Raw genomic sequence first — 22,677 nt, 5'->3', positions numbered from 1 at the left:
GCTTAGGCTAGCCTGAATTCTCGGCGCCGGTGTAGTCGCTCCCTCCGATGTAGGCGGTGTGGCCGCTGGGCTCTTCGGCTCGCGTCGCGTCGGCGACGGCCGCGGCGAACTCCTCGACCGTGGGGAGCGGTCCGTGTCTCCGGCGGGCGTCGACGGCCGCGACGTCGCGCCGCTCGAGCAGCTTCACGATGATCGTGCCGTCGATCATGTCGCCGGAGACGACCGTGAGCCTGGTGCCGCGGGCCTCGAACTCGGGGATCAGCTCGCGGAGGGCGCGCTCGCCGGCCAGCTTGCTCGCCGCGATGGGTTCGTATCCCGACGGGACCGCGCGGCTCTCGGAGAAGTGCGCCTGGTGGCTGGTCACGAACACGATCCGGCCGCACCCGGTCATCCGCTCGGCTGCCGCACGAGCCAGCGTCACCTGTGCGTCACGGTTGATGCGCATCGGATAGTCCTGCGGCGCACCGAGTTCCAGGCCGCCGGAGGCGTTGAGCACCAACACATCGAGACGGCCGAACTCGGCGATCGCGACGTCCAGGAGCCCGGCCGGATCGTCGGTGAGGTCGGCCCGCGCGGCGATCGCCGTTCCGCCGGCGTCGCGGATCCGCGCGCAGACCGCCTCCGCGCGCCTGGCCTTCTCCCGATAGTTGACCACGACGGCATCGCCCGTCGCGGCCAGTGCGACCGCCGTCTCGGCCCCGATCCCGCGGGACGCGCCCGTCACCACTGCCACCCTCATCTGCCGCCTCCTATGCTTCTAAAAGAGAAGTGGCCACAGCGTCGCACTTCGATTTCAGAAGTGCAAGTACGCTCGAGCCGTGGCTGTGAGCGACGTGGTGACCAGGCGGCGGGATGACGACGATCCCGAGGCCCTGGCCTGCATGGAACTGCTCGGGCAGCGCTGGGTCCTGCGCATCGTGTGGGAGCTCGAGCCGGGCGCCCTCGGCTTCCTGGAACTGCGGCGCCGAATGGGCAACTGCAGCTCGTCGGTGCTGGCGTCGCGGCTTGCGATGCTCGTGGAGGAGGGGATCGTCGACAAGCTCCCGGATCGGCAGTACGAGCTCAGCACCCGAGGCGCCGCTCTGGGGCGCGCTCTCGAACCCGTCTGGGAGTGGTCGCGGGCCTGAGCCGACGGCGGTGACCCGGGACCGACCAAGCTCTAAACAACCCGCGGACAACCGGGGTCGTCTACCGTGCTGCGTGCGCGGCCACTCCGGTCGCAGGACAAGGAGAGATGATGGGGCGCACGACGATCGGGATGGTCGCGGTGGTCGCGGCTGCAACGCTGGGACTCGCTGCGTGCGGCGGGAATTCGGGGGATGCCCACACGGCGGCGGGCGGCTCGGCGGAGGCCGCCTCCTCTGCTGCCGGAGGTGCCGTCGAAAGCAGCGAGACCGCCGCGCCGGCGGGACCGCGGAAGAACGTCCCCGTCTCCAGCCTGGTGCTGAGTGCGGCGGATCTGCCGCCCGGGTTCACCGAGATCCCGTTGTCGTCCGATCAGCTGCAGAAGGCGCTCGATGCGCTCGGCGGCGCCTCGGGCGACTTAGCGATCACGCCCGCGGGATGCGGCGATGCGACCCAGGTCAGCAGCGCGATCAAGAAGATGAGAGCGAGTGACATGGCGATGCTCGCGGCGCGGGGCGGCACGGGTCTCCTGTCGGACGCGGTCGTCGCCACGCCACCCGCTGTCGCGAAGATCCGTGGCAACCTCACCGGGTCGTGTTCCACGATGTCGGCGAAGGGCACCACGATGGGCGTCGCGGTCGAGACCACCACGTCCTTCTCGAAGATCGACGTCCCGAAGGGCGCGGCCAGCGATGTGTTCGCCGTGCAGGAGATCACCAAGTCGGTGGTGCGGGGTTCGACCACCACTCAGAGCGCGTTCGAGGCGTGGGCCGACGTCAACGGCTACGCCGTCGCGGTGAAGCTGACCGCCTTGACCGGCGGCCCGGACCGCGCGGCGTTCGACTCCGCCGTGGCCAAGGCGATCGCGAAGGCCGCCGCCGGTAGCTGACCTCGGGGACATGTGAAAGGGGCGCGGCCGAGGAGGTCGCGCCCCTTTCCACGTCGTTCGGCGCTACTCAGGCCTTCTGCACCTTGGCGGGCTCGGATGCGGCGATCATGTCGTGCCGCTCCACTACCTTCACGCGCTCGCGGCCTTCCGCCTCGCCGAGGCTGCGCTCGTGCTCGTCGAGCCGGTACCAGCCGTCCCATGTCGTGTACGGGGTCTCGTGGTCGTCGAGCCACTGAGTGACCGAGTCGGGCTCGGGCTGCGCGGGCGGGGCGAGCCGGCCGGCATGGTAGTCCTCGAGCAGGCAGGCCACGGTCTCGTTGGCGTCGCCCTTGGTGTGGCCGATGAGGCCGACGGGGCCGCGCTTGATCCAACCGGTCGTGTAGACGCCCTGGAGGTGTTCGGTGCGGTCCATGACCCGCCCCGCCTCGTTGGGGATGACTCCGGCCTGGTCGTCCCAGGGGATGTCCGGAAGGTCGTTGGAGAGGTAGCCGACGGCCCGGTACACCGCGCCGACCTCCCAGTCGGTCGTGCGGCCGGTGCCGCGGACGTTGCCGTCGCCCGTCAGCTCGGTGCGCTCGGTGCGCAGCCCGACCACCTCGCCGTTCTCACCGAGGATCTCGACGGGCGACTCGAAGAGGTGGATGTAGAGCTTGTGCGGCCGGTCGGTGCTCTCGCGGATCGCGTAGTTCTCGAGGATCACGGCGACCTGATCGGTGATCTTCGACTCGCGGCGCGCCTTGGCGGAGCCCTCGTCGTACTCGATGTCCTCGGGATTCACGACGACCTCGATGGTCTTCGAATGGTCGAGCTCCTTGAGCTCGAGGGGCGTGAACTTGACCTGCGCCGGGCCGCGGCGACCGAAGACGTGGACCTCGACCGCCTTGTTCTCCTTCAGACCCTCATAGACGTTCGGCGGGATCTCCGTCGGGAGTAGCTCGTCGGCGGTCTTCGCGAGGACTCGCGCCACATCGAGGCCGACGTTGCCCACGCCGAGCACGGCGACCTTCTCCGCCTTCAGGGGCCATTCGCGCGGGAAGTCCGGATGCCCGTCGTACCAGGCCACGAACTCGGCGGCGCCGTAGCTCCCGTCCAGGTCGATCCCCGGGATGTCGAGGTTGCGGTCCGCGACGGCACCGGTCGAGAAGATGACGGCGTCGTAGTGGCGACGGACGTCCTCGAGAGTGAAGTCCTTGCCGAAGTCGAGGTTGCCGAGCAGGCGGACCTGCGGCTTGTCGAGGACCTTGTGCAGCGCGTTGATGATGCCCTTGATGCGCGGGTGATCGGGTGCGACGCCGTAGCGGATGAGCCCGAACGGCGCGGGCATCTTCTCGAACAGGTCGATGCTGACGCCCGGGTCCGCGGCTTCGTCGGACTTCATCAGGGCGTCGGCCGCGTAGATCCCGGCGGGACCGGCGCCGACGATGGCGACGCGCAGCGGGCGGTTCGGAGAGGTCATATAGCTTCGGTTACCTTTGTCAGCATCTGAAGGGTTGTAGTCCACACCAGGTTAGTGCGGGCTTAGCCCGGAACCTAGTTCGGGGCGGCGTCATCGCACCGTACGTGACCTGTTCGAGGGTGGTGGCCGACGTGGAGGCGGAGCGCAGAGGATCGGGTGAATCGGGGGTGTCGCCCACCCCGTTCCTGATCGCGCTGGTGTTGGCGGTGGTCGCGATCGGCGCGGTGCTGGCGTGGAACCTCATCCGCCCATCAAACGATCGGCTCACCGATTCCGCGCAGGTCCAGCGCACAATCGGGCAGTACTACGGCGCCCTGAACAAGGGCCGGTACGCGGACCTCGTGGCCAACACCTGCACCAAGGACCGGGCGAAGCTACCCGCTGAGGCGGGATTCTCAGGCGCTCGGAAGGCCGCCGTCGAGCGCGAGGGGGAGGTCACGCTGGGTCAGGACGATGTGACAGACCTCACGGTCTCGGGTGATACCGCCAAGGCCACCCTGACTTTGCGCTATGCCAAAGCGGGGGACAAGACTGAGAAGGCGTCGTTCGTCCGCGAGGGCGGGAAATGGAAGAAGTGCTCATGACCTACGCCGGTGACCTCACCCCCACCGAGGCGTGGAAGCTGCTCGCAGACGATCCGTCGGCGGTACTCGTGGACTGTCGTACCGACGCGGAGTGGAACTACGTCGGCGTGCCCGACCTGACGGAGCTCGGCAAGAAGCTCGTGCTCGCGCAGTGGCAGACCTTCCCCGACGGTGCGCTCAACCCCCGCTTCGTCGCGGACCTCCGTCGCTCGGGCGTGCCGGACGGCGCTCCGGTGGCATTCATCTGCCGTTCCGGGCAACGCTCCATCGGCGCGGCCGAGGCGGCGACGCGCGCCGGTATCGGCCCGTCGTACAACGTGCTCGACGGATTCGAAGGCGCCCTCGACGAGACGGGGCACCGCGGCGCTGCCGGGTGGCGCGCCGACGGCCTGCCCTGGCGCCAGTTCTAGTTCCTACGAGGAGAATTCGTGACCAGCTTCGACTCCCTGCCCGACGGCGTCTCGCCCGAGACCGTTGCGGTCCGCGGCGGCCTGCTGCGCTCGAACTTCGAGGAGACCTCGGAGGCGCTGTACCTCAACTCGGGCTACACCTATGAGTCCGCGGCCGCGGCCGAGGCCGCGTTCAACGGAGACATCGACCGGTTCGTGTACTCGCGCTACGGCAACCCGACGACGGCGGTGTTCCAGGAGCGGCTGCGGCTCATGGAGGGCGCCGAGGCGTGCTTCGCGACAGCGACCGGCATGGCCGCGGTGTTCACGTCGCTGGGTGCGTTGCTGAAGGCCGGCGACCGGCTCGTCGCCGCCCGCTCCCTGTTCGGATCGTGCTTCGTGGTGGCGGGGGAGATCCTGCCGCGCTGGGGCATCGAGACGGTGTTCGTGGACGGCGAGGACCTCGGGCAGTGGGAGCAGGCACTGTCGCAGCCCACCACCGCCGTGTTCTTCGAGACCCCGGCCAATCCGATGCAGACGATGGTCGACATCGAACGGGTCTCCGAGCTCGCGCACGCCGCCGGCGCGCAGGTGGTCGTGGACGGCGGCTTCACCCCGGTCGGCCTACAGGATTCGATGGCGCTCGGCGCGGACGTGATAGTCCACTCCGGCACCAAGACCATGGACGGCCAGGGGCGCGTGATGGGCGGCGCGATCCTCGGTTCGACGGAGTACATCGACGGGCCGGTCAAGACGCTCATGCGGCACACCGGGCCCGCGCTCGCACCGTTCAATGCGTGGGTGCTCATCAAGGGACTCGAGACGCTGTCGCTGCGCGCCGAGCGCTCGGTGGCGTCGGCGCTGAAGATCGCGCAGTTCCTCGACGCCGATCCCAGGGTCGAGTGGACCCTCTACCCCTACCTGGAGTCGCATCCGCAGCACGAGTTGGCGAAGCGTCAGATGACGGGCGGCGGAACGGTCATCACCTTCTCGCTCGCCGCCGCCGACGGTGCATCGGCCAAGGAGCGCGCGTTCAGGCTGCTCGACGCGATGCAGGTCGTGGACATCTCCAACAACTTCGGCGATGCCAAGTCGCTCATCACGCATCCCGCCACGACCACACATCGCGCGATGGGGCCCGAGGGGCGCGCTGCGATCGGTCTCACGGACGGCACGGTCCGCCTGTCCGTCGGCCTCGAGAACGTCGACGACCTCATCGCCGACCTGGACCGCGCGCTCTAGACCAGCCGGCCGCGACCCGTCACGCGAACGGGTCGTCCGTCCTGCCGACCAGGTCGGCGACGGAGTCGAGGATCGCGGTGGGCCGATACGGGAAATGGTCCACCGTGGCGGGCGTGCTGATGCCGGTGAGCACGAGGATCGTCTTGAGACCGGCCTCGAGTCCGCAGACGATATCGGTGTCCATCCGGTCGCCGATCATCAGCGTCGACTCGGAGTGGGCGCCCAACGCGCGCAACGCGGACCGCATCATGAGCGAGTTCGGCTTGCCGACGTAGTAGGGGTTGCGCCCGGTGGCCTCCCGGATCAGGGCGGCCACGGCGCCGGTGGCCGGCAGCGAGCCCTCCTTGGACGGGCCGGTGGCATCCGGGTTGGTCGCGATGAACCGCGAGCCGCGCTCGATCAGGCGGATCGCGGTGGTGATCGCTTCGAACGAGTACGTGCGGGTCTCGCCGAGCACGACGTAGTCGGGGTCGCTCTCGGTCATGACGTAGCCGGCGTCGTGCAGCGCCGTGGTCAGTCCCGACTCGCCGACCACGTAGGCGGACCCGCCGGGCCGCTGGTCAGCGAGGAACTTCGCCGTCGCCAGGGCCGACGTCCAGATCCTGTCCTCGGGGATGTCGAGCCCACTCGACAACAGTCGGGCACGTAGGTCGCGCGGGGTGCGGATCGAGTTGTTGGTCAACACCATGTACGGCGTACCGATGTCGGTGAGCTCGGCGATGAACGTGTCCGCCCCTGGGATCATGTGCTCCTCGTGCACCAGAACGCCGTCCATGTCCATCAGGTAGTGCCATGCCATATTGCGCACACTATCGGCGCCGCAACCTACCGGCAGGTCGGTGTGCAGATCACGGCCGCAGCGGCGCGGCACCGCGCCTACGAGCTCGCCGATCCGCTGCGGTGTAGATCCAGACAGCGCCGGCGGCTCGGTGCCCGGCTACAGGCCCAGTGCATGCAGCACGGTGCCGAATTTCGCGGTCGTCTCGTCGTATTCGGCATCCGGATCGCTCGCGCCTACGATCCCGCCGCCCGCCCACGCGCGCACGGTCCCCCACTCCGGGCGTAGCTCGGCGCAGCGGAGCGCCACCATCCACTCGCCGTTGCCGTCGGAATCGGCCCACCCCACTGCGCCGCCGTAGAAGCCGCGCGGCCCCTCGAGTTCGGATATCACCGATCGCGCCGTGTCCGACGGCGTGCCGCACACGGCCGGCGTCGGGTACAGGGCCAGTGCCACGTCGAGGGCTGTCGCGGCGTTCGCCAGCGTGCCCCGGATCGGCGTCGACAGATGCCAGACCTGCGGCGTCGAGTGCAGCGACGGTTCGGCGGGCACCTGCAGATCCCGGCACAGCGGAGCCAGGCGCTCCGCGATCCAGTCCACCACGTACGCGTGCTCTGCCCGGTCCTTCGCCGACGAGAACAGGTCGTCGGCGGCGGCGCGGTCCGCGCCGGGAGTGGCGCCGCGCGGCGCGGTCCCGGCGAACGGCGCGCACGAGAGGTGGGCGCCGTCCACGCGCACGAGCGACTCGGGCATCGACCCGGCGAGCACGGCGCCTTCGTAAGCGGGTCCGGCGGGTGAGAGGTCGGCGAGGTACGCGTCCCCGTCCTGCGAACCCGCGAGCAGGCGACGTGCGACCTCGGCCGGATCGATGTCGCCGTCGGCCCGCAGCTCGATCGCGCGCGCCAGCACCACCTTCTCCAGTTCGCCCGAGTCGATCCGCTCGACGGCGGCGGCGACAGCGGCGCGGTGCTGCTCCCGGGTGGTGACGTCGCGGCGGGTGAACGTGGGAAGCCGGCGACCCGGGGGCAGCTGCAGCGGCCCGGACCGGAACGTCGCGTCCGCGGGGATGATGAGGGCTGCGGGATCGTCGTGGTCGAACGGCAGGGCCCCGACCACGAGGCCCGCCCGCCCGGCTTTCAGCGCGGCGGATGCGGCTCGCGGATCCGAGAACGTGGCCTCGGCGCCCTCGGCCGACACCGAGCGGCCCGGCCGGGAGAGGGCGAATCGCACTCCCCGACGCTACCCAACCGCCCCGAGCGATTCGACAGCACCGTGATTTCAATTGTTGCGTGGCAGCGTCCGGCGGTGCATCCTTCTGTCAGGTCATGAGTGCCAGCGCAAAGCCCCGGCTCGCTGGTCGGCAACCCTCCTCCGCGGTGGGGTGCTCCGGGTGACGACCTGGCTGCACGGCGAAACCGCCTGCGGCAAGCGCGGATCCACTCGAGTGTCGTCGCTCGGGGGATCCTTACGACCGTAAGGAACGAACGATGACCGCTGTACTCTCCGCTCGCACCACCTGCACCCGCGCCCCGCTGAGCGTCGGGCCCCTCGCGCGCGTATCCGGCGCCGACGAGTACGCACCGCTCGCCGACGGGGCCACCGTGCGCTACGCCAACCTGGACTACGCCGCCAGCGCGCCCGCCCTCGAGGCCGTGCAGCGCGCCGTCGCGACGGCCCTCGACGAGTACGCCAGCGTCCACCGCGGCGCCGGCTATCTGTCGCAGCGCTCCACCGCCCGGTACGAGGGCGCCCGCGCGTCGGTCGCCGAGTTCGTCGGGGCCCGGGACGACGATCACGTGGTCTTCACCGGCAACACCACCGACTCCCTGAACCTGCTGGCCCGGTGCGTCCCGGGTGACGTCGTGGTGCTCGATGCCGAGCATCACGCAAACCTGCTGCCGTGGACTCGCTCCGGCGAGCTGCGCGGCGCGTCCAGCGGCGCCCGGGTGGTGTGCGCGCCGCTGTCCATCGAGGGCACCCTCGCCGCGGTCGAGGCCGAGCTGGCCCGCCGCCCCGCCGCCCTGCTGTCGGTGACCGGCGCATCGAACGTCACGGGCGAGATCCTGCCGATCCGGCGGCTCGCCGCGATCGCGCACCGGCACGGCGCCCGCATCTGTGTCGATGCCGCGCAGCTCGCCCCGCACCGTCGCATCTCCCTGCGCGAGAGCGGCATCGACTACCTCGCCTTCTCGGGACACAAGTTGTATGCGCCGTACGGTGCGGGCGTACTCGTCGGGCGCGCGGACTGGCTAGACGAGGCGGACCCGTACCGCTACGGCGGTGGTGCGACGTACGAGGTGATCGGTAAGCCGGTCGCGCGGTCGGTCGGAGTCGCGTGGCACACCGGTCCGGCGCGCCACGAGGCCGGGTCGCCGAACGTTCTCGGCGCCGTGTCGATCGCCGCCGCATGCGCCGAGCTCACCCGCCTCGCAGACGAGGCCGCCGAGCACGAGCGGTTCCTCACGGAGCTGCTCTCGCAGGGCATCTCGGCGCTCGACGGCGTTCGCGAGCTGCGCATCTGGGTCGACTCGACCGAGCGTGTGGGCATCGTGGCGTTCGCCGTCGACGGTGTGCCGCCCCGTGAGGTCGCCGAGTACCTCTCCGACCACCACGGCATCGGCGTGCGGGACGGCCGGTTCTGCGCACACCCCATCGTGTCCCGCCTGGGAGTACCCGAGGGCGCTGTCCGCGCCAGCCTCGGGCTGGGCACATCCGAATCCGACGTCCGCCGCCTGGTGGACGCACTGACACAGCTGGTATCGACAAGGAAGTAGCACCATGACCGCACCCCTGTCCATCCGCCGAGCGCGCCTCACCGTCATCGACGGGGATCCGGCCGCGGACTCCCTGACCCGTGTGCGGGCGGCGGATCTCGGTGCGGCGCAACGGGAGCGGCGCTACCTTCGTGCCGACGCGGTGCGGGACGGCCGGGATCCGTCCGAGGTGGTGGCCGCGCTCGAGGTCGACGTGGTGCTCGACGAGCGGGCGGCCGATGCGCGTGCGGCGTACGCGCGGCTCGAGTCCGCGGGGGACACGGTGACGTATGTGGGCACCCCGGCGGGGCTGGGCTCGCTCATCGACGACGTCTACGCGGCCGAGGTGGCCGACGCCGTGGTGTTGCGCCCGCTCGGCGGCGCACGCACGGCCGCGCTGATCGAGGGGCTGCTGGCCGCCTGAGGAAATCGTCTGGGGGTCGGACATACTCGGTGTGTGTCCGACCCCGCGCCTACGTCCCACGAACACTCCGAACGCACCCTCGCGGTGATCGCCGCGTTGGAGGCGGCCGGTCACCCGAACACGGTGCGTCGAACGGGATCCGCGCCGACAGCGGCCGCGGCTGCCGCGGAGCTGGGATGCGATGTGGGTGCGATCACCAACAGCCTGGTCTTCATGGCGGACGGCGAGCCGCTGCTCGTGCTGTCGTCGGGCGAGCACCGCGTGGATACCGCCGGACTCGCCGCGCGGCTCGGGAAGCAGAGGATCAAGCGTGCGAATCCCGAGCAGGTGGCGTCGGCGTCCGGTCAGGTGATCGGGGGAGTGTCGCCGGTCGGCCACCCCGCGCCGATCGAGACGGTGATCGACGAGTCGCTGCGCCGCTTCCCCGCGCTGTACGCCGCGGCGGGCGAGCACGACACGATCTTCGCCACCACCTTCGACCGGCTGCTCGCGCTCACGGGCGCACGCGCGATGCAGACCGCCGAGTGAGGGTTTACCGGGACTTGGTGAACCGGGGCGATTTGTTTAGCAGGCCGGAATAGTTGTACTCTGCATGCAGTTGTTTGCAGGGTGCACGCGATCCGTGTTCCCACATCACGCCGAAAGTATCGCCAATGACAGAACCGCAACCCGATCGCGCGGAGCAGCTCGAGAAGATGATTCGCGTCATCGTCGACCTGACGCGCATGAAGGAGCGCCACGCCGCCGTCGTGCGCCACACGGTCGACGCCGACGGTATCGAGATCGCCGCGTACGCGGCGCTGTTCGAGCTCGTCTCCGGCGGGCCGATGCGCTCGTCGGAGCTCGCCGACCGGACGCATGCCGACCCGTCGACGACCAGCCGCCACGTATCCACTCTGGTCGATCTCGGGTTCGCCGAGCGCTCACCCGATCCGCGCGACCGACGCGCCTCCCTGGTATCCGCCACGCAGGCCGGTGTCGATAAGACCGACGACATCCGGCGCTGGCGCAACGAGCGGCTGACGCCGCTCATCGCCGATTGGACGGATGAGGATCTCGACAGGTTCGCCGAACTCGGCTCCCGAGTGCTGCGGATCTTCGAGGACTCCCTCGTCGAGCACACCGACCGCCGTGCCCGCTGCGCCGAATCCGCCCCGGCAGCGGCACCACAGAAATCGAAAGGATCGGCCCGATGACCTCAGCCACCGTCGCCGGCGACGACACGGGGTCTGCGCCCGGGGTATTCACCCACCGGCAGATCCTGTACATCCTGTCGGGCCTGATGCTCGGCATGTTCCTCGCCGCGCTGGACCAGACGATCGTGTCCACCGCGATCCGCACCATCGCCGATGATCTGCACGGCTACCAGGAGCAGGCGTGGGTCACCACGGCCTACCTGATCACGTCGACCATCGTGACACCGCTCTACGGCAAGCTCTCCGACATCTACGGACGCAAGCCGTTCTTCCTGTTCGCCATCACGGTGTTCGTCATCGGGTCGGCGATGTGCAGCTTCGCCACCTCGATGTACGAGCTGGCCGCGTTCCGCGCGTTCCAGGGGCTCGGCGCCGGCGGCCTGATGTCGTTGGCGCTCACCATCATCGGTGACATCGTCCCGCCTCGCGAGCGGGCCAAGTACCAGGGCTACTTCCTGGCCGTGTTCGGCACCAGCTCGGTGCTGGGCCCCGTGCTCGGCGGCCTCCTCTCGGGTGCCGACTCGATCCTGTGGATCACCGGCTGGCGCTGGGTGTTCCTGGTCAACGTGCCGATCGGCGTCCTCGCCCTCGGCGTGGTCATGCGAGTCCTCAACCTGCCGCACACGCGAAAGCACGGGGTACGCATCGACTGGTGGGGTGCGATCACCCTGGCTATCGGTGTGGTCCCCCTGCTCATCGTCGCGGAGCAGGGCCGCATCTGGGGCTGGGGCGACGTCAAGTCCATCGTCTGCTACGTGATCGGTGGCGTCGGAATCATGCTCTTCATCACCGTCGAGGCGTTGATGAAGAACGACGCGATCATCCCCCTGCGGATCTTCAAGAACCCCATCTTCGCCCAGGGCGTCGTGATCTCCGTGGTGGTCGGTGCCGCGATGTTCGGCGCTATCACCCTGCTGCCGCAGTACTACCAGGTCGTGCAGGGCACGTCGCCGACGATGGCCGGCATCAAGATGCTGCCGATGGTCATCGGCCTCATGGCCGGTTCCATAGTTTCCGGCCAGATGATCTCGCGGACGGGTAAGTACCGGGCCTTCCCGGTCATCGGCGCGGTGCTGCTGACCGGCGGCATCTTCGCGCTGCACTACACGCACGCCGACACCAACCAGGCCGTGGTCATGGCCGTATCCTTCGTGCTCGGCTTCGGCCTCGGCAACCTGATGCAGCCGCTGACGTTGGCGATGCAGAACATCCTGCCGCCCAAGGATATGGGCGTCTCGACCGCCGCGGCCACGTTCTTCCGACAGATCGGTGGCACCGCCGGTGTCGCGATCTTCCTGTCGGTGCTGTTCTCCAAGCTGCCCGACAAGCTGAACGGTCAGCTGAGCACCGCTACGTCCGATCCCGGCTACGCGACCGCGATGCGGAGTGCCGCGACCGGCGCCGACGGTGACGCAGCGAAGACCTTCGCCACCGGGATGGCACACGACCCCGGGGGCACGGTCAGCGGGGTCATGTCCGACACGTCCACACTGGAGAAGCTGCCGTCGATCCTTGCGCACCCCATGAAGGCCGCCTTCGCCGATTCGATGGACGTCGTGTTCCTGTGGGCTGCGGGACTCTCCCTGGTCGCACTGGTGCTGGTCCTGTTCTGGAAGTCGGTCCCGCTCCGCGCGAGCAGCGGTGCGGCCGAGGCCCACCGGGAGCAGGCCGCAGGCGGCGCAGCCGCCGGTGACGCGCAGGCGCGTCTCGTCACCGAGCGTGCCTTGGCCGCCGACGCGGCCGTCGGTGCCGTGCCTGCCGTGGCGGGGGCGGTAACCGCCGGGGCCGCGTCCGACGGGGCCGCGTCCGACGGGGCTGTCCGGCCCGCGGTCGCGCCCGAACGAACCGAGCAGGTGGGGCTCGCGAAACCCGCACAGGCACCGTCGGCGGCGAGTTCGCCGAAGGAGCTCGACGAGTTGCGTGCCAGCAACCGCGCGATGGCAGCGGAACTGGCCGCGCTGCGCACCGACTACCGCTCCATGGCGAGCCGCACACGGCTCGCGCAGGAGGGGCTGGCGGACCCGACGCGCTTCACGGTGGAGGCCCGCCTCGCGGCGGGCGGCCGCGCGGGACGGCTGTTCACGCCGCACGGCGAGGTCGCAACGCCCGCTTTCGTCCCGGCTTCCACCCGCGGCACCGTCCGCGCGGTGTTGCCCGAGTCGCTGCGGGATCTCGGCGCGCAGGCTCTGCTGGCCAGCGCGTACCACCTCGAGCTCATGCCCGGCGCGGGCGTGATCGAGGAGGCGGGGGGCCTCGGGCGGTTCATGAACTGGCCGGGTGCGACGTTCACCGAGTCCGGCGCGTTCGCGCTGTCCGGCGGTGACCCGGATGCTCAGGCCAACGGCGCGGCGCGCAAGACGCGCGTGGACGAGGACGGCGTCTCCTTCCGCAGCCACGTCGACGGCTCGGATCACCGGTTCACCCCGGAGACGTCGATGCAACTCCAGCACCGCATCGGCGCCGACGTGCTGTTCGCGCTGGACTCGCCGCTGCAGTCCGGCGACCGCACGGCGCAGCGGGAGGCCGTGGAGCGCAACCTGCTGTGGGCGCGGCGCGGCCTGGCCGAACACAACTGGCAGACGGCGCAGCGGCGCTCGGCACGGTCGCTGTGGGCCGTGGTCGGCGGCGGCGAGTTCGAGGACTTGCGCCGACGTGCCGCGCGCGACCTCCGAGACCTCGGCGACGAGGACCGCGTCGGTGGCGGCCTCGGATTCGGCGGGTACGTCCTGACCGGCGTCCCGTCCGGCGTGGCGGGCGACATCGCCCGATGGGCCACGGCGGAGCTCGACGATGTACGCCCGCGTCACCTGCTCGGTGCCTGCGAGCCGGTGGATCTGTTCGCCGCGGTCGAGGCCGGCGTCGACACGGTCGACTCCGCTGCACCCTCGCGGGCGGCGAAGGTCGGCACCGTGTACACCGTCGACGGCACGTACTCGGTCACCGATCCGGCGTACCGCTCGGACTTCCGGTCGCTGGATCCGGAGACGATCAACTACACGTCGCAGTACACGAGGGCCTACGTACACCACCTCTTCGAGGCACAGGAGGGGCTGGCGATCACGCTGGTCACCATCCACAACGAGCAGTTCCTGGTGTCCCTCATGGCGCGGATCCGGCAGGCGATCGTCGACGGCGACTACCTCCGCTTCAAGGAGGACTTCCTGCGGCGGTTCAGCGGTGGCCCGACGCGCGAGCCGGCGGCGCTGTAGCCCGGTCGACATCCGGCGTGACCCCCGTCTCGCGGCACTGCCGCCGGACGGGGGTTCCGCTATTCTGGGCGCGTTTTGTGCTCGAGTGAGGGAGAGTCTGTGCGCCGCAATGCCTTCGTCAGTGTCGCCTCCATAGGCGCGATCGCGTTCGCTGCCGCGGCGTGCGGGTCGTCGCCGTCGCCGTCGGGGGCGGGGGCGGAGGCTTCGTCGTCGGGGGCTTCGTCGTCGGAGGCTCCGCCGGTGCCCGCTGCCCGGCTGCTGGCAGCGTCCGAGATCCCCGCAGGCCTGCAGTATCACCCTGTGGACCCGACGGCGGCCGAACAGCAGGCGATCCAGTACGTGGAAGCCGCAGGTCAGGCGACGTACGATCCCGCCGAGTGCAAGGATCCCGCGGTGCACGCCCAGTCCGAGTTGCAGCAGACCAGGTTGGCGGGTCAGGGCTTCGCGGCGTCCGGCGAGGGCGGCGCCGTGTACACGGTGACCCTGCTACCCGGCGATGTGAAGGTCGCGTCGTTCACCGCCGCGGCCACGGGGAAGTGCTCTGCGGTCACCGTCACCCAGGGGCAGAACGGGCTGCGCAAGCAGTCACGGGAGGAGCCCCTGCCCGCGGGCGCCGGAGCGCAGGGCACGGTGCTCACGACGACGGGGACCCCGCTCGTGGGCGGCTCGCCGGGAACGGAGGCCAGCACCGTCGCCGCCTACTTCACGGTGAACGCCACGACCGCGATCGTCACCGCCGCCGCCCCCGCAGGGGCGCAGCCCGACCGCGCCGCCTTCGACGCTCTCGTCCGGGCCACTGCGGAGAAGGCCGCCGCGCACTGATTTCGCGCCGGTCCCGAGCGGCTGCGCCCGTCCCGCTTGCTCTTACGGGTGGGGTTGTTCGGTCGGGAGCGCTGTCAGCGTGGCGGACTCAGTGGTGTGTCGACTCCGCTCGGGCGAACGAGGTGGCGATCTCCTTCTCCGCAGCGTCCTTGCCGACCCACTCGGAGCCCTTCACGAACTTGCCCGGCTCCAAGTCCTTGTAGTGGACGAAGAAGTGCTCGATGGCGTCGAGCTCGAACTTGTCGACATCCCCGATGTCCTGGAAGCGGTCCCAGCGGGGGTCTCCGGCCGGGACGACGAGGACCTTGTCGTCCCCGCCCTTCTCGTCCTCCATCTTGAACATGCCGATGGCGCGGCATTCCACGATGGACCCGGGGATCACGGACTCGGGCAGCAGGACCATCGCGTCCAGCGGGTCGCCGTCCTCACCGAGCGTGTCCTCGATGTACCCGTAGTCCGTGGGGTAGCCGAACGCCGTGTACAGATAGCGGTCGAGCTTGAGCCGCCCCGTCTTGTGATCGACCTCGTACTTGTTCCTCGAGCCCTTGGCGATCTCGACGGTGACCTCGAACTCCACGCTGCTGTTCCCTTCGTATGGCGGTGAGAAAAGGCGATACGCACAACGACAATACTGTGCGGGGCGGGCTACTGTGGTCGGCGCATCGGCACCAGCAGCACGGCGGCACCACATCGGTAGAGGATCACGGCGGAGGAGACGCGTGGGAAGACACGGCAGCGGCACGGGGCGCGGCAACCTCGAGCGCTCCCGCGCCCGCAAGACGGTGCGCCGGGCCCTGATCGGGCTCCTGGTCGTCGCAGTCGTCGCCGCCGGAGTCGTGGGCGGTGGTGTCGTCTACCGCGCCAAGAAGCACGCCGACGATCTCGAGGCCCTCGTACCGCCGCAGCCGGCTGCGGTCACCTACGCTCCGCAGCTCGCAGCCATCGACCCGACGGGCCCGCAAGGCGCCCCGACCGCGCGTGGCGTAGCCGCGGAGATCGCCGCACCCCTGCGCAACCGGGACCTGGGGCAGTTCACCGGCATCATTACCGACGCCGCGACGGGTTCCGTGCTGTGGCAGCGCGGTCAGGCGCAGCCGCGTACACCGGCCTCGACGACCAAGCTGCTCACCAGCACGGCAGCGCTCCTCACCCTGCCGCCCGACCAGCGCATCACGACCACCGTCGTCGCCGGGGCGGATCCGGGCACGGCTGTGATCGTCGGGGCAGGCGACCCGACCCTGACGACCCTTCCTGCGGGCAAGGACGGCCTGTTCCCCGGCGCCGCACGGATCAGCGACCTCGCTCAGCAGCTCCGGGGCAAGGGCATCGAGCGCATCCAGGTGGACACCTCCCTCTTCACCGGCGACCAGATGGCGCAGGGCTGGGATCGCGCCGACATCGCGGGCGGCGATATCGCGCCCATCCAGGCGCTCACCGCCGACAGCGGCCGCGTCGACCCCGCGAAGGACGAGAGCCCGCGGTCGCCGCAACCCGCGCTCGCCGTCGGGAAGGCACTCGCGGCCGGGCTGGGGCTACCGGCCTCGTCCGTCACCGACGGCACCGCGCCGGCCGGGGCGCAGGTGCTCGCCAAGGTGACGTCGGCGCCGCTGACGGACCGGCTGCGCCAGCTGATGGTCCTGTCCGACAACGTCGCGGCGCAGCAGGTCGGCATGGAGGTCGCGGCGGCCACCGGCGAGGAGCGGTCGATCACCGGTGCAGCGCGGGCAGTTCTCAAGGTATTGCAGGGCAAGGGCTTCGACGTGACGGGCGTGACGCTGCACGACACCAACGGCCTGTCGGTGGACGACCGCATCCCGGCTGCCGTCCTGGACGAGGTGATCACAGCGGCCGCCGGTCCCGACCACCCACAGCTGCGCCCCCTGCTCGACTACCTGCCCATCGCGGGCGCCACCGGGACCCTGTCCGACCGCTACACGACGGCCAACCGCGCGGGTGCGGGGTATGTTCGGGCGAAGACGGGCAGCCTGTCCGGGGTGAGCACGCTAGCCGGATACGTCAGCGACGACGACGGCCGGATCCTCACCTTCACGCTGATGTCGTCGGGAACCCCCGTCGATGTCGCGCGGCCCGCGATGGACGCGATCACGACCGCGCTCAAGGGTTGCGGCTGCCGCTGACCACCGGGTCGTGTCGCACACAGACGAGGAATGGAGGCCCGCATGGAAGCCACACGCGTGGGCGACCGCGTCGACTGGGGGCTCGCGGCCGCGACCGGGCGCCGGCTCAGCCGCCCCGGACCGCCGACCACCGCCTACACCCGGGACCGGGCCGCCGAGCAACTGCTCGAGTTCGCGGCGGCGGCCGAGACCCACGTCCGGGACGTCACGGGACTCGCTTTCGGCGCGCCGACCAGGCCCGCCCGTGTCGTCGACCGGCCGGAATGGATCAGCGCAGCCGCGGCGTCGATGGAGACGATGCTGGGCAGCGCCGATCCGGCTCCGGCCAAGCGCCCGTCGGGCGTCCTGGACCGGGTGTCCGCGCTCGGCACCAAGGTCGGTGAGGGCGCCGCGGGCGTCCAGGCCGGGCTCCTGCTCGCGTTTCTGTCGGGCGCGATCCTGGGCCAGTTCGACCCGTTCGCTCGCGCCGCCGACGAGCAGGAGGGCGAGCTGCTGCTGGTGGCGCCCAACGTGATCGGGGTGGAACGCGCGCTCGACCTGGTGCCGTCCGATTTCCGTATGTGGGTGTGCCTGCACGAGGTCACGCACCGCGTCCAGTTCGCCGCGACCGGATGGCTGGCCGGCTATATGAAGGAGAACGTGGACGCGCTCACCGCGTCCGCCCCGGAGTCCACCGCCGAGGTGCTCGAGCGGATAGTCGCGGGCCTGCGCCACGACCCCGACGACGATGCCGCCCGTCGCCAGCCCGGCATGCTCGGCGCGCTGCAACTGCTGCAGGGCCCGGAGCAGTTCGCCGCCACCTCGAACCTGCTCATGCTGGGCACCCTGCTGGAGGGCCACGCCGACCACGTGATGGACGCGGTCGGCCCGTCTGTCGTCCCGACGGTCGCCGAGATCCGGACTGCGTTCGACCGCCGCCGCGAGCGCCCGCAGAATCCGGTCCGCCGCGTGCTGCGTGCACTACTCGGCATGGACGCCAAGATCGCGCAGTACGTGCGCGGCAAGGCGTTCGTCGACGCCGTCGTATCCGAGGTGGGCATGGAGCGGTTCAACAGGGTGTGGACCTCGCCCGAGACCCTGCCGCGGCCCGCCGATCTCGACGACCCCTCGGCCTGGATCGCCCGCACGGCGTGACCGGTTCCCTCCCCGAGCCGGGACCCGCGCTGGGTGAGGCGCGCCGTGCGGTCCTCGCGTGGCACCGCGCGCACGGCGAGCCGGAGCGCGTGTGCGCCGGCCTGTCCGGCGGCGCCGACTCGCTCACGCTGGTAGCCGCGCTCGCGCAGGCCCGGATCCCGACTACGGCGCTCGTGATCGACCACGGCCTGCAGCCCGGGTCGAACGAGGTCGCCGCCGCCGCGGCGGCCGCGGCGGCGCGCGTGGGCTGCCCGGACGCGCGAGTCGTCACCGTCGACGTCGGGACGCGGGGCGGCCCCGAGGCTGCGGCGCGCGACGCCCGATATGCGGCGCTCGACGCTCAGCGCGGCGGCGCGCCCGTGCTGCTCGCGCACACCCTCGACGACCAGGCGGAGACCGTCCTGCTGGGGCTCGGCCGTGGCTCCGGCGCGCGTTCGCTCGCGGGGATGCGCGCCTGGACCGCGCCCTACGGCAGGCCGCTCCTCGGTGTACGCAGGGCGGTCACCGTCGCCGCCTGCGCGGAGCTTGGGGAGGAGCCGTACTCGGACCCGCACAACGCCGACCCGCGATTCACTCGCGTGCGCCTGCGTACGGAGGCCCTGCCCCTGCTCGAGGACGTCCTCGGCGGTGGTGTCGCAGAGGCCCTCGCGCGCACCGCGGACGTCCTGCGCGCGGACGGCGACACCCTCGACGCCGCCGCCCGTGCCGCGCTGGCGGACCTCGCTCCGGGGGGTGGCCCCCTGCCGGTATCGGCGGCCACGCTCGACGAGGCGGTCCGCCGCCGCGTGCTGCGGGACTGGCTGGCCGTGCACGGCGCGCGCGCATGCACGTATGCGCACCTGACCGCCGTCGAGCGCCTGCTGGTGGACTGGCACGGGCAGGGCCCCGTCGCCGTCCCGGGAGGTGCCGCCGGACGGCCGATGGAGGTCGTGCGCCACAATGGTGCCCTGCACGTGCGGTTCTAGGGCGACGAAAGGTGCGGCAGTGGCCGAGGCGGAGGTCTATGCGGGGGACATCTCGTCCGTCGTTCTGAGCGAGGAGCAGATCCGGGACCGGACGAGGGAACTCGCCGCTGAGATCGCACGGGTCTATCCGCAGCGTGCCGACGAGTCCGACCTGCTCCTCATCACCGTCCTCAAGGGTGCGGTCATGTTCGTGACCGACCTGGCGCGCGCTCTCCCTGTCCCCACCCAGCTCGAGTTCATGGCGGTCTCCAGCTACGGCTCGTCGACGTCGAGCTCGGGCGTCGTACGCATCCTCAAGGACCTGGATCGCGATATCGCGGGGCGCGACGTGCTGATCGTCGAGGACATCATCGACTCGGGCCTCACCCTGAGCTGGCTGATGCGCAACCTCGCGAGCCGCAATCCGCGCTCGCTCAACGTGGTGACGCTGCTGCGCAAGCCGGACGCCGTTCGCGTGGACGTGGACGTCCAGTGGGTCGGTTTCGATATCGAGAACGAGTTCGTGGTCGGCTACGGTCTCGACTACGCCGAGCGCTACCGCGACCTCCCGTACATCGGGGTGCTCGAACCCCGCGTCTACAGCGACTGATGACCGCCACGTCGATCGCCGCGGCAGTCCGTGCGGGTGACCGCACGGCCACCTCGACGACACTCGACGCGCTCGAGAGGATCGCTTCGACCGACCCTGATGTCGGCGCGTTCCGGGTGGTGCGCCGCGCCGCCGCGCTCGACGAGGCCGCAGCTGTCGACGCGCGTCCGGACCGGTACGCGCTGCCGCTGGCCGGCGTCCCGATCGCCGTGAAGGACAACGTCGACGTCGCGGGCGAGAGGATCTCAGACGGGCTGTCCGACGCGGCCGGGGCGGGCATCGGCCTGTCCGAGCAGGATCATCCCGTGGTGCGGCGGCTGCGTGCGGCGGGCGCGATCGTCGTCGGCCTGACCCGGGTGCCCGAACTGTGCCTGTGGGGTGCGACCGACGGCCCCGACGCGATCACGCGCAATCCCGCGCGCCCGGGTCGTACCCCAGGCGGTAGCTCGGGCGGATCCGGGGCCGCGGTGGCCGCGGGGCACGTCCCCCTCGCGCACGGCAACGACGGGCTCGGCTCGCTGCGCATCCCGGCGGCCGCGTGCTCGCTCGTCGCGATCAAGCCGGGGACGGGTGTGGTCCCTGCGCAGCTCGGACCCACCAATTGGCTGGGCATGGCCGAGAACGGCCCCCTCGCCACGACCGTCGCAGACGCGGCCCTCGGCCTTTCGGTCATGGCCGACCGCCCCGAGTTGGCGGAGCTCGGCGATCCGGCGGGCCTGCGCATCGGGCTCGGCCTGAACCGTCCGATCCCTACGACGGTGGCTGCCGCATCAGTGGTCGGCGCAGTGCGTGCGGCGGCGGCCCAGCTGTCCGCGCACGGCCTCCCGGTCGCCGACGTCCGCGTTCCGTATCCGGCGAACCCGGTGCCGCTGCTGGCGCGCTGGGTTGCGGCGGCGGCGGGCGACGCCGACGACCTGATCGCCCGCGGTGCCGATCCCGCACTGCTGCAGCCGCGTTCGCGCCGGCACATCGCGCTCGGCCGGGTCGCGGCGCGGCGCGGCTGGGTGCGCCCGGGGCCCGTGGCGGACCTGAGGTCGCGGGCCGAGCGCTTCTTCGCCGACGCCCGCATCGACGTGCTGGTGACCCCCACGCTGGCGCGCGGGCCGCTGCCCGACCATCGCTATTCGGCCCGGCCGTGGCTGGCGAATGTGCTTCCCAACGTCGCGTGCGCGCCGTATCCGGGTCTATGGAACCTGCTCGGATGGCCGGCGGCGACTGTTCCGTTCCGCGGAACAGGCGTGCAGTTGGTCTCCCGCCCGGGCGGCGAGGCGGATCTGCTGGCCGTGGCCGCGGTCCTCGAAGCCGCGGCGTTGTTACCAGCGAGTATGTCCCCGGCGGATTAGTCGAATTTGCCTGGAGCGGCCGTCGCGGGTGCATGAGATACGCCGCACTGTGAGGTAACCTCCCTTCCTTGAAGGCTGTACTGCGGTGAGGATCTCTTCTTGTGATTGCTGGGTTCGCGGAACTGTGGGAGTGCGACCACGACGACTGGATCGTCTGGGCACCCACTGCGAAATGCCGTGCAGAGATGGCGGCCGCCGCGCCGTGTGACGTCTCACCGTCGTACATCCAGGTGGACCACCTGCGCAGCGCGGCCGCGACGTCGGGCCCGGTCAACCGTATGACGTGCGAGACGTTCACCGTGTTCGAGGAGTTCGACGCCGATGTGATGGGGCGGGTGTTCGCCGACTACCTGCGTGCGCACACGGCTTTTCACACGTGGACCACCCTCGACGGTGACGGGGGCTGGGTCTCGCGGACCCTCTCGCCCGAGCGGCTCGAACTCGAGATCGTCGCGCGCTCGACACCCGGTGCCGGCACGATCAAGGACTACATCATGGGTAGCCTGCCGTCCCTCGACGACTGGTGCGCATTCGGCTACGGCGTGACCGGAATAGTGGCAGGCGATGAGCCCCGGTTCACCGTGGTTCTGGCTACCGACCACATGTTCAGTGATGGTGTATCCCAGGCGATCTCGTTCTTCGAAGTGCTGTCGCGATACAGCGCGGCGATGGGCGGTCTGCCGTTCGGGGCCCCACCCGCGCGGCCCTACGGCGACTACGCCCGAGCGCAGCGCGAGCGCATCGCGGGCCTGCGCCCCGATTCGCCCGAGGTCGCGCTGTGGCGCAAGACCATCTCGCGCTGCGGCGGAACGACGCCCGCGTTCCCGCTGCCGCTCGGGGATTCCGTCGACGATGAGGGGCACGCGTCGAACGGCGAGATGTACGTCGTACCGGACTTCGCCGACGATGCCGCCGTCCAGCGGCTGCAGGCGGTCACGCGAGCGCACGGCGGCACGATGAACGCGACCCTGCTCGCGATGATGGGCGTCCTGCACCGCCGCTTCACGGGCGACAGCGTGTTCACCATGATGGTGCCCCGCAACGACCGCCCCGATCCGGGCGACGCCCTGGCCGTGGGCTGGTATGTGACGCTCGTCCCGGTGCAGTTCGAGTGCCCCGAGGACGCGACTTTCGGCGAGATCATCCAGGGCGCCAAGGCCGCCACCAACGAGGTCCGGCTCCTCGACGGCGTGCCGATCTTCCCCGTCATCGATCTGCTCGCAGACGACCCCGACTTCCGGGTGGATCACGGCTTCACGGCGCCGATGCTCTCCTACATCGACCTCACGCGCCTGCCGGGTGCGAGCGTCGCCGACAGGCACGACTTCAGCGTCTTCGCGAACCCCAGTCCTTCGGCCGAGGTGTTCATGTGGATCAACCGCAACGCGGAGGGTATGGAGTTCTACGCGATGCACCCGGCGAACGACACCGCGCGCGCGAGTGTCCGGGAGTACTACACGGCGTTGCGCGCGCTGCTCGACGAGGTCATCGCGCCGGCCGCCGCGGGTGGCACGATCGCGTCCCTCTCGGTCGCCTGAGCCTCGCGCATCGGAGCCTGTCGGGCGGGCGCGGTAGCCTGGGACATCGACCCCGCGCGGACCCGCGCGCGAGCCTCCCCGTGGAAGGACCGACGAGCCGCTA

Annotated in this window: 22 protein-coding genes, 1 pseudogene and 1 riboswitch; of the genes and pseudogenes, 18 read left to right on the top strand and 5 right to left on the bottom strand. The window is 70.6% G+C overall.

Annotated elements, in window-relative coordinates:
- Positions 1–7 precede the first annotated feature (7 nt).
- A complete protein-coding gene (locus P0W64_RS15920; protein WP_275481132.1) occupies positions 8–739 on the bottom strand; it encodes an SDR family oxidoreductase in 732 nt (243 codons plus the stop codon).
- 79 nt (positions 740–818) lie between these two features.
- On the opposite strand from P0W64_RS15920, the gene P0W64_RS15915 reads away from it, so the two are divergent.
- Together P0W64_RS15915 and P0W64_RS15910 are read left to right on the top strand one after the other, a co-directional pair.
- A complete protein-coding gene (locus P0W64_RS15915) occupies positions 819–1,127 on the top strand; it encodes a helix-turn-helix domain-containing protein (RefSeq protein WP_275481131.1) in 309 nt (102 codons plus the stop codon).
- Positions 1,128–1,237: 110 nt separating this feature from the next.
- Positions 1,238–2,014, top strand: a complete 777-nt coding sequence (locus P0W64_RS15910; protein ID WP_275481130.1) for a hypothetical protein — start codon at positions 1,238–1,240, stop codon at positions 2,012–2,014.
- A gap of 67 nt (positions 2,015–2,081) precedes the next feature.
- Here the strand turns inward: P0W64_RS15910 and P0W64_RS15905 are convergent, their stop codons facing one another.
- Complete coding sequence (locus P0W64_RS15905; protein ID WP_275481129.1) at positions 2,082–3,470, bottom strand: FAD-dependent oxidoreductase; 1,389 nt, start codon at positions 3,468–3,470, stop codon at positions 2,082–2,084.
- 104 nt (positions 3,471–3,574) lie between these two features.
- Here P0W64_RS15905 and P0W64_RS15900 point away from each other — a divergent pair, with 104 nt between their 5' ends.
- The 3 genes from P0W64_RS15900 to P0W64_RS15890 are packed head-to-tail and all read left to right on the top strand — an operon-like array spanning position 3,575 to position 5,685.
- On the top strand, positions 3,575–4,054 hold the full coding sequence (locus P0W64_RS15900; protein WP_275481128.1) for a hypothetical protein: 480 nt from the start codon (positions 3,575–3,577) through the stop codon (positions 4,052–4,054).
- On the top strand, positions 4,051–4,464 hold the full coding sequence (locus tag P0W64_RS15895; protein ID WP_275481127.1) for a rhodanese-like domain-containing protein: 414 nt from the start codon (positions 4,051–4,053) through the stop codon (positions 4,462–4,464). Before P0W64_RS15900 ends, P0W64_RS15895 begins: the two co-directional genes overlap by 4 nt.
- A gap of 18 nt (positions 4,465–4,482) precedes the next feature.
- Positions 4,483–5,685, top strand: a complete 1,203-nt coding sequence (locus P0W64_RS15890; RefSeq protein WP_275481126.1) for an O-succinylhomoserine sulfhydrylase — start codon at positions 4,483–4,485, stop codon at positions 5,683–5,685.
- 19 nt (positions 5,686–5,704) lie between these two features.
- On the opposite strand, the gene P0W64_RS15885 is transcribed toward P0W64_RS15890, so the two are convergent.
- Together P0W64_RS15885 and P0W64_RS15880 are read right to left on the bottom strand one after the other, a co-directional pair.
- A complete protein-coding gene (locus P0W64_RS15885) occupies positions 5,705–6,484 on the bottom strand; it encodes an HAD-IIA family hydrolase (RefSeq protein ID WP_275481125.1) in 780 nt (259 codons plus the stop codon).
- 138 nt (positions 6,485–6,622) lie between these two features.
- Positions 6,623–7,693: an isochorismate synthase gene (locus P0W64_RS15880; protein ID WP_275481124.1), complete on the bottom strand. Its 1,071-nt coding sequence runs from the start codon at positions 7,691–7,693 to the stop codon at positions 6,623–6,625.
- Between the two features lie 91 nt (positions 7,694–7,784).
- Positions 7,785–7,900, top strand: a riboswitch (SAM riboswitch).
- A 50-nt stretch (positions 7,901–7,950) separates the two neighbouring features.
- Here P0W64_RS15880 and P0W64_RS15875 point away from each other — a divergent pair.
- The 7 genes and pseudogenes from P0W64_RS15875 to P0W64_RS15845 all read left to right on the top strand — a co-directional run bounded on the left by P0W64_RS15875 (position 7,951) and on the right by P0W64_RS15845 (position 14,867).
- Positions 7,951–9,237, top strand: coding sequence for an aminotransferase class V-fold PLP-dependent enzyme (locus P0W64_RS15875; protein WP_275481123.1), 1,287 nt, complete (start codon positions 7,951–7,953; stop codon positions 9,235–9,237).
- A 4-nt stretch (positions 9,238–9,241) separates the two neighbouring features.
- Positions 9,242–9,640 carry a hypothetical protein gene (locus tag P0W64_RS15870; protein WP_275481122.1) on the top strand — a complete coding sequence of 133 codons (399 nt, stop codon included), beginning with the start codon at positions 9,242–9,244 and terminating at the stop codon, positions 9,638–9,640.
- Between the two features lie 33 nt (positions 9,641–9,673).
- Complete coding sequence (locus P0W64_RS15865; RefSeq protein ID WP_275481121.1) at positions 9,674–10,168, top strand: YbaK/EbsC family protein; 495 nt, start codon at positions 9,674–9,676, stop codon at positions 10,166–10,168.
- A gap of 125 nt (positions 10,169–10,293) precedes the next feature.
- Entirely contained in the window at positions 10,294–10,836 is a 543-nt protein-coding gene (locus P0W64_RS15860; RefSeq protein ID WP_275481120.1) for a MarR family transcriptional regulator, read from the top strand.
- Positions 10,833–12,479, top strand: a pseudogene (locus P0W64_RS15855) (MDR family MFS transporter); the annotation flags it as partial. The gene P0W64_RS15860 and the pseudogene P0W64_RS15855, both read left to right, overlap by 4 nt.
- 294 nt (positions 12,480–12,773) lie before the next feature.
- Positions 12,774–14,045, top strand: coding sequence for a tRNA guanosine(34) transglycosylase Tgt (locus tag P0W64_RS15850; RefSeq protein ID WP_343232875.1), 1,272 nt, complete (start codon positions 12,774–12,776; stop codon positions 14,043–14,045).
- A gap of 99 nt (positions 14,046–14,144) precedes the next feature.
- Positions 14,145–14,867: a hypothetical protein gene (locus P0W64_RS15845; protein WP_275481119.1), complete on the top strand. Its 723-nt coding sequence runs from the start codon at positions 14,145–14,147 to the stop codon at positions 14,865–14,867.
- 88 nt (positions 14,868–14,955) lie between these two features.
- Here the strand turns inward: P0W64_RS15845 and P0W64_RS15840 are convergent, their stop codons facing one another.
- Positions 14,956–15,444 (bottom strand): inorganic diphosphatase, encoded by a 489-nt coding sequence (locus P0W64_RS15840; RefSeq protein WP_275481118.1) that lies wholly within the window; start codon positions 15,442–15,444, stop codon positions 14,956–14,958.
- 142 nt (positions 15,445–15,586) lie between these two features.
- Here P0W64_RS15840 and dacB point away from each other — a divergent pair, with 142 nt between their 5' ends.
- From dacB to P0W64_RS15810, 6 genes are all read left to right on the top strand, one after another.
- The gene (gene dacB / locus P0W64_RS15835) at positions 15,587–17,005 is read left to right on the top strand and encodes a D-alanyl-D-alanine carboxypeptidase/D-alanyl-D-alanine-endopeptidase (RefSeq protein WP_275481117.1); all 1,419 of its coding nucleotides are present in this window, start codon (positions 15,587–15,589) and stop codon (positions 17,003–17,005) included.
- Positions 17,006–17,047: 42 nt separating this feature from the next.
- Entirely contained in the window at positions 17,048–18,139 is a 1,092-nt protein-coding gene (locus tag P0W64_RS15830; protein ID WP_343232872.1) for a zinc-dependent metalloprotease, read from the top strand.
- 29 nt (positions 18,140–18,168) lie between these two features.
- The gene (gene tilS, locus P0W64_RS15825; RefSeq protein ID WP_275481166.1) at positions 18,169–19,104 is read left to right on the top strand and encodes a tRNA lysidine(34) synthetase TilS; all 936 of its coding nucleotides are present in this window, start codon (positions 18,169–18,171) and stop codon (positions 19,102–19,104) included.
- On the top strand, positions 19,079–19,693 hold the full coding sequence (hpt, locus tag P0W64_RS15820; protein WP_275481115.1) for a hypoxanthine phosphoribosyltransferase: 615 nt from the start codon (positions 19,079–19,081) through the stop codon (positions 19,691–19,693). Before tilS ends, hpt begins: the two co-directional genes overlap by 26 nt.
- Positions 19,693–21,036 (top strand): amidase family protein, encoded by a 1,344-nt coding sequence (locus tag P0W64_RS15815; RefSeq protein ID WP_275481114.1) that lies wholly within the window; start codon positions 19,693–19,695, stop codon positions 21,034–21,036. The genes hpt and P0W64_RS15815 overlap by 1 nt, the downstream gene beginning before the upstream one ends.
- Positions 21,037–21,137: 101 nt before the next feature.
- Positions 21,138–22,574 carry a condensation domain-containing protein gene (locus P0W64_RS15810; RefSeq protein ID WP_275481113.1) on the top strand — a complete coding sequence of 479 codons (1,437 nt, stop codon included), beginning with the start codon at positions 21,138–21,140 and terminating at the stop codon, positions 22,572–22,574.
- Positions 22,575–22,677 lie beyond the last annotated feature (103 nt).

Origin of the sequence: Tsukamurella sp. 8F (assembly GCF_029167375.1) — a bacterium.
In the GTDB taxonomy this organism is placed as follows: domain Bacteria; phylum Actinomycetota; class Actinomycetes; order Mycobacteriales; family Mycobacteriaceae; genus Tsukamurella.
The sequence above is the reverse complement of the archived record's forward strand: the minus strand, read 5'-3'. Positions and strand labels throughout refer to the sequence as shown.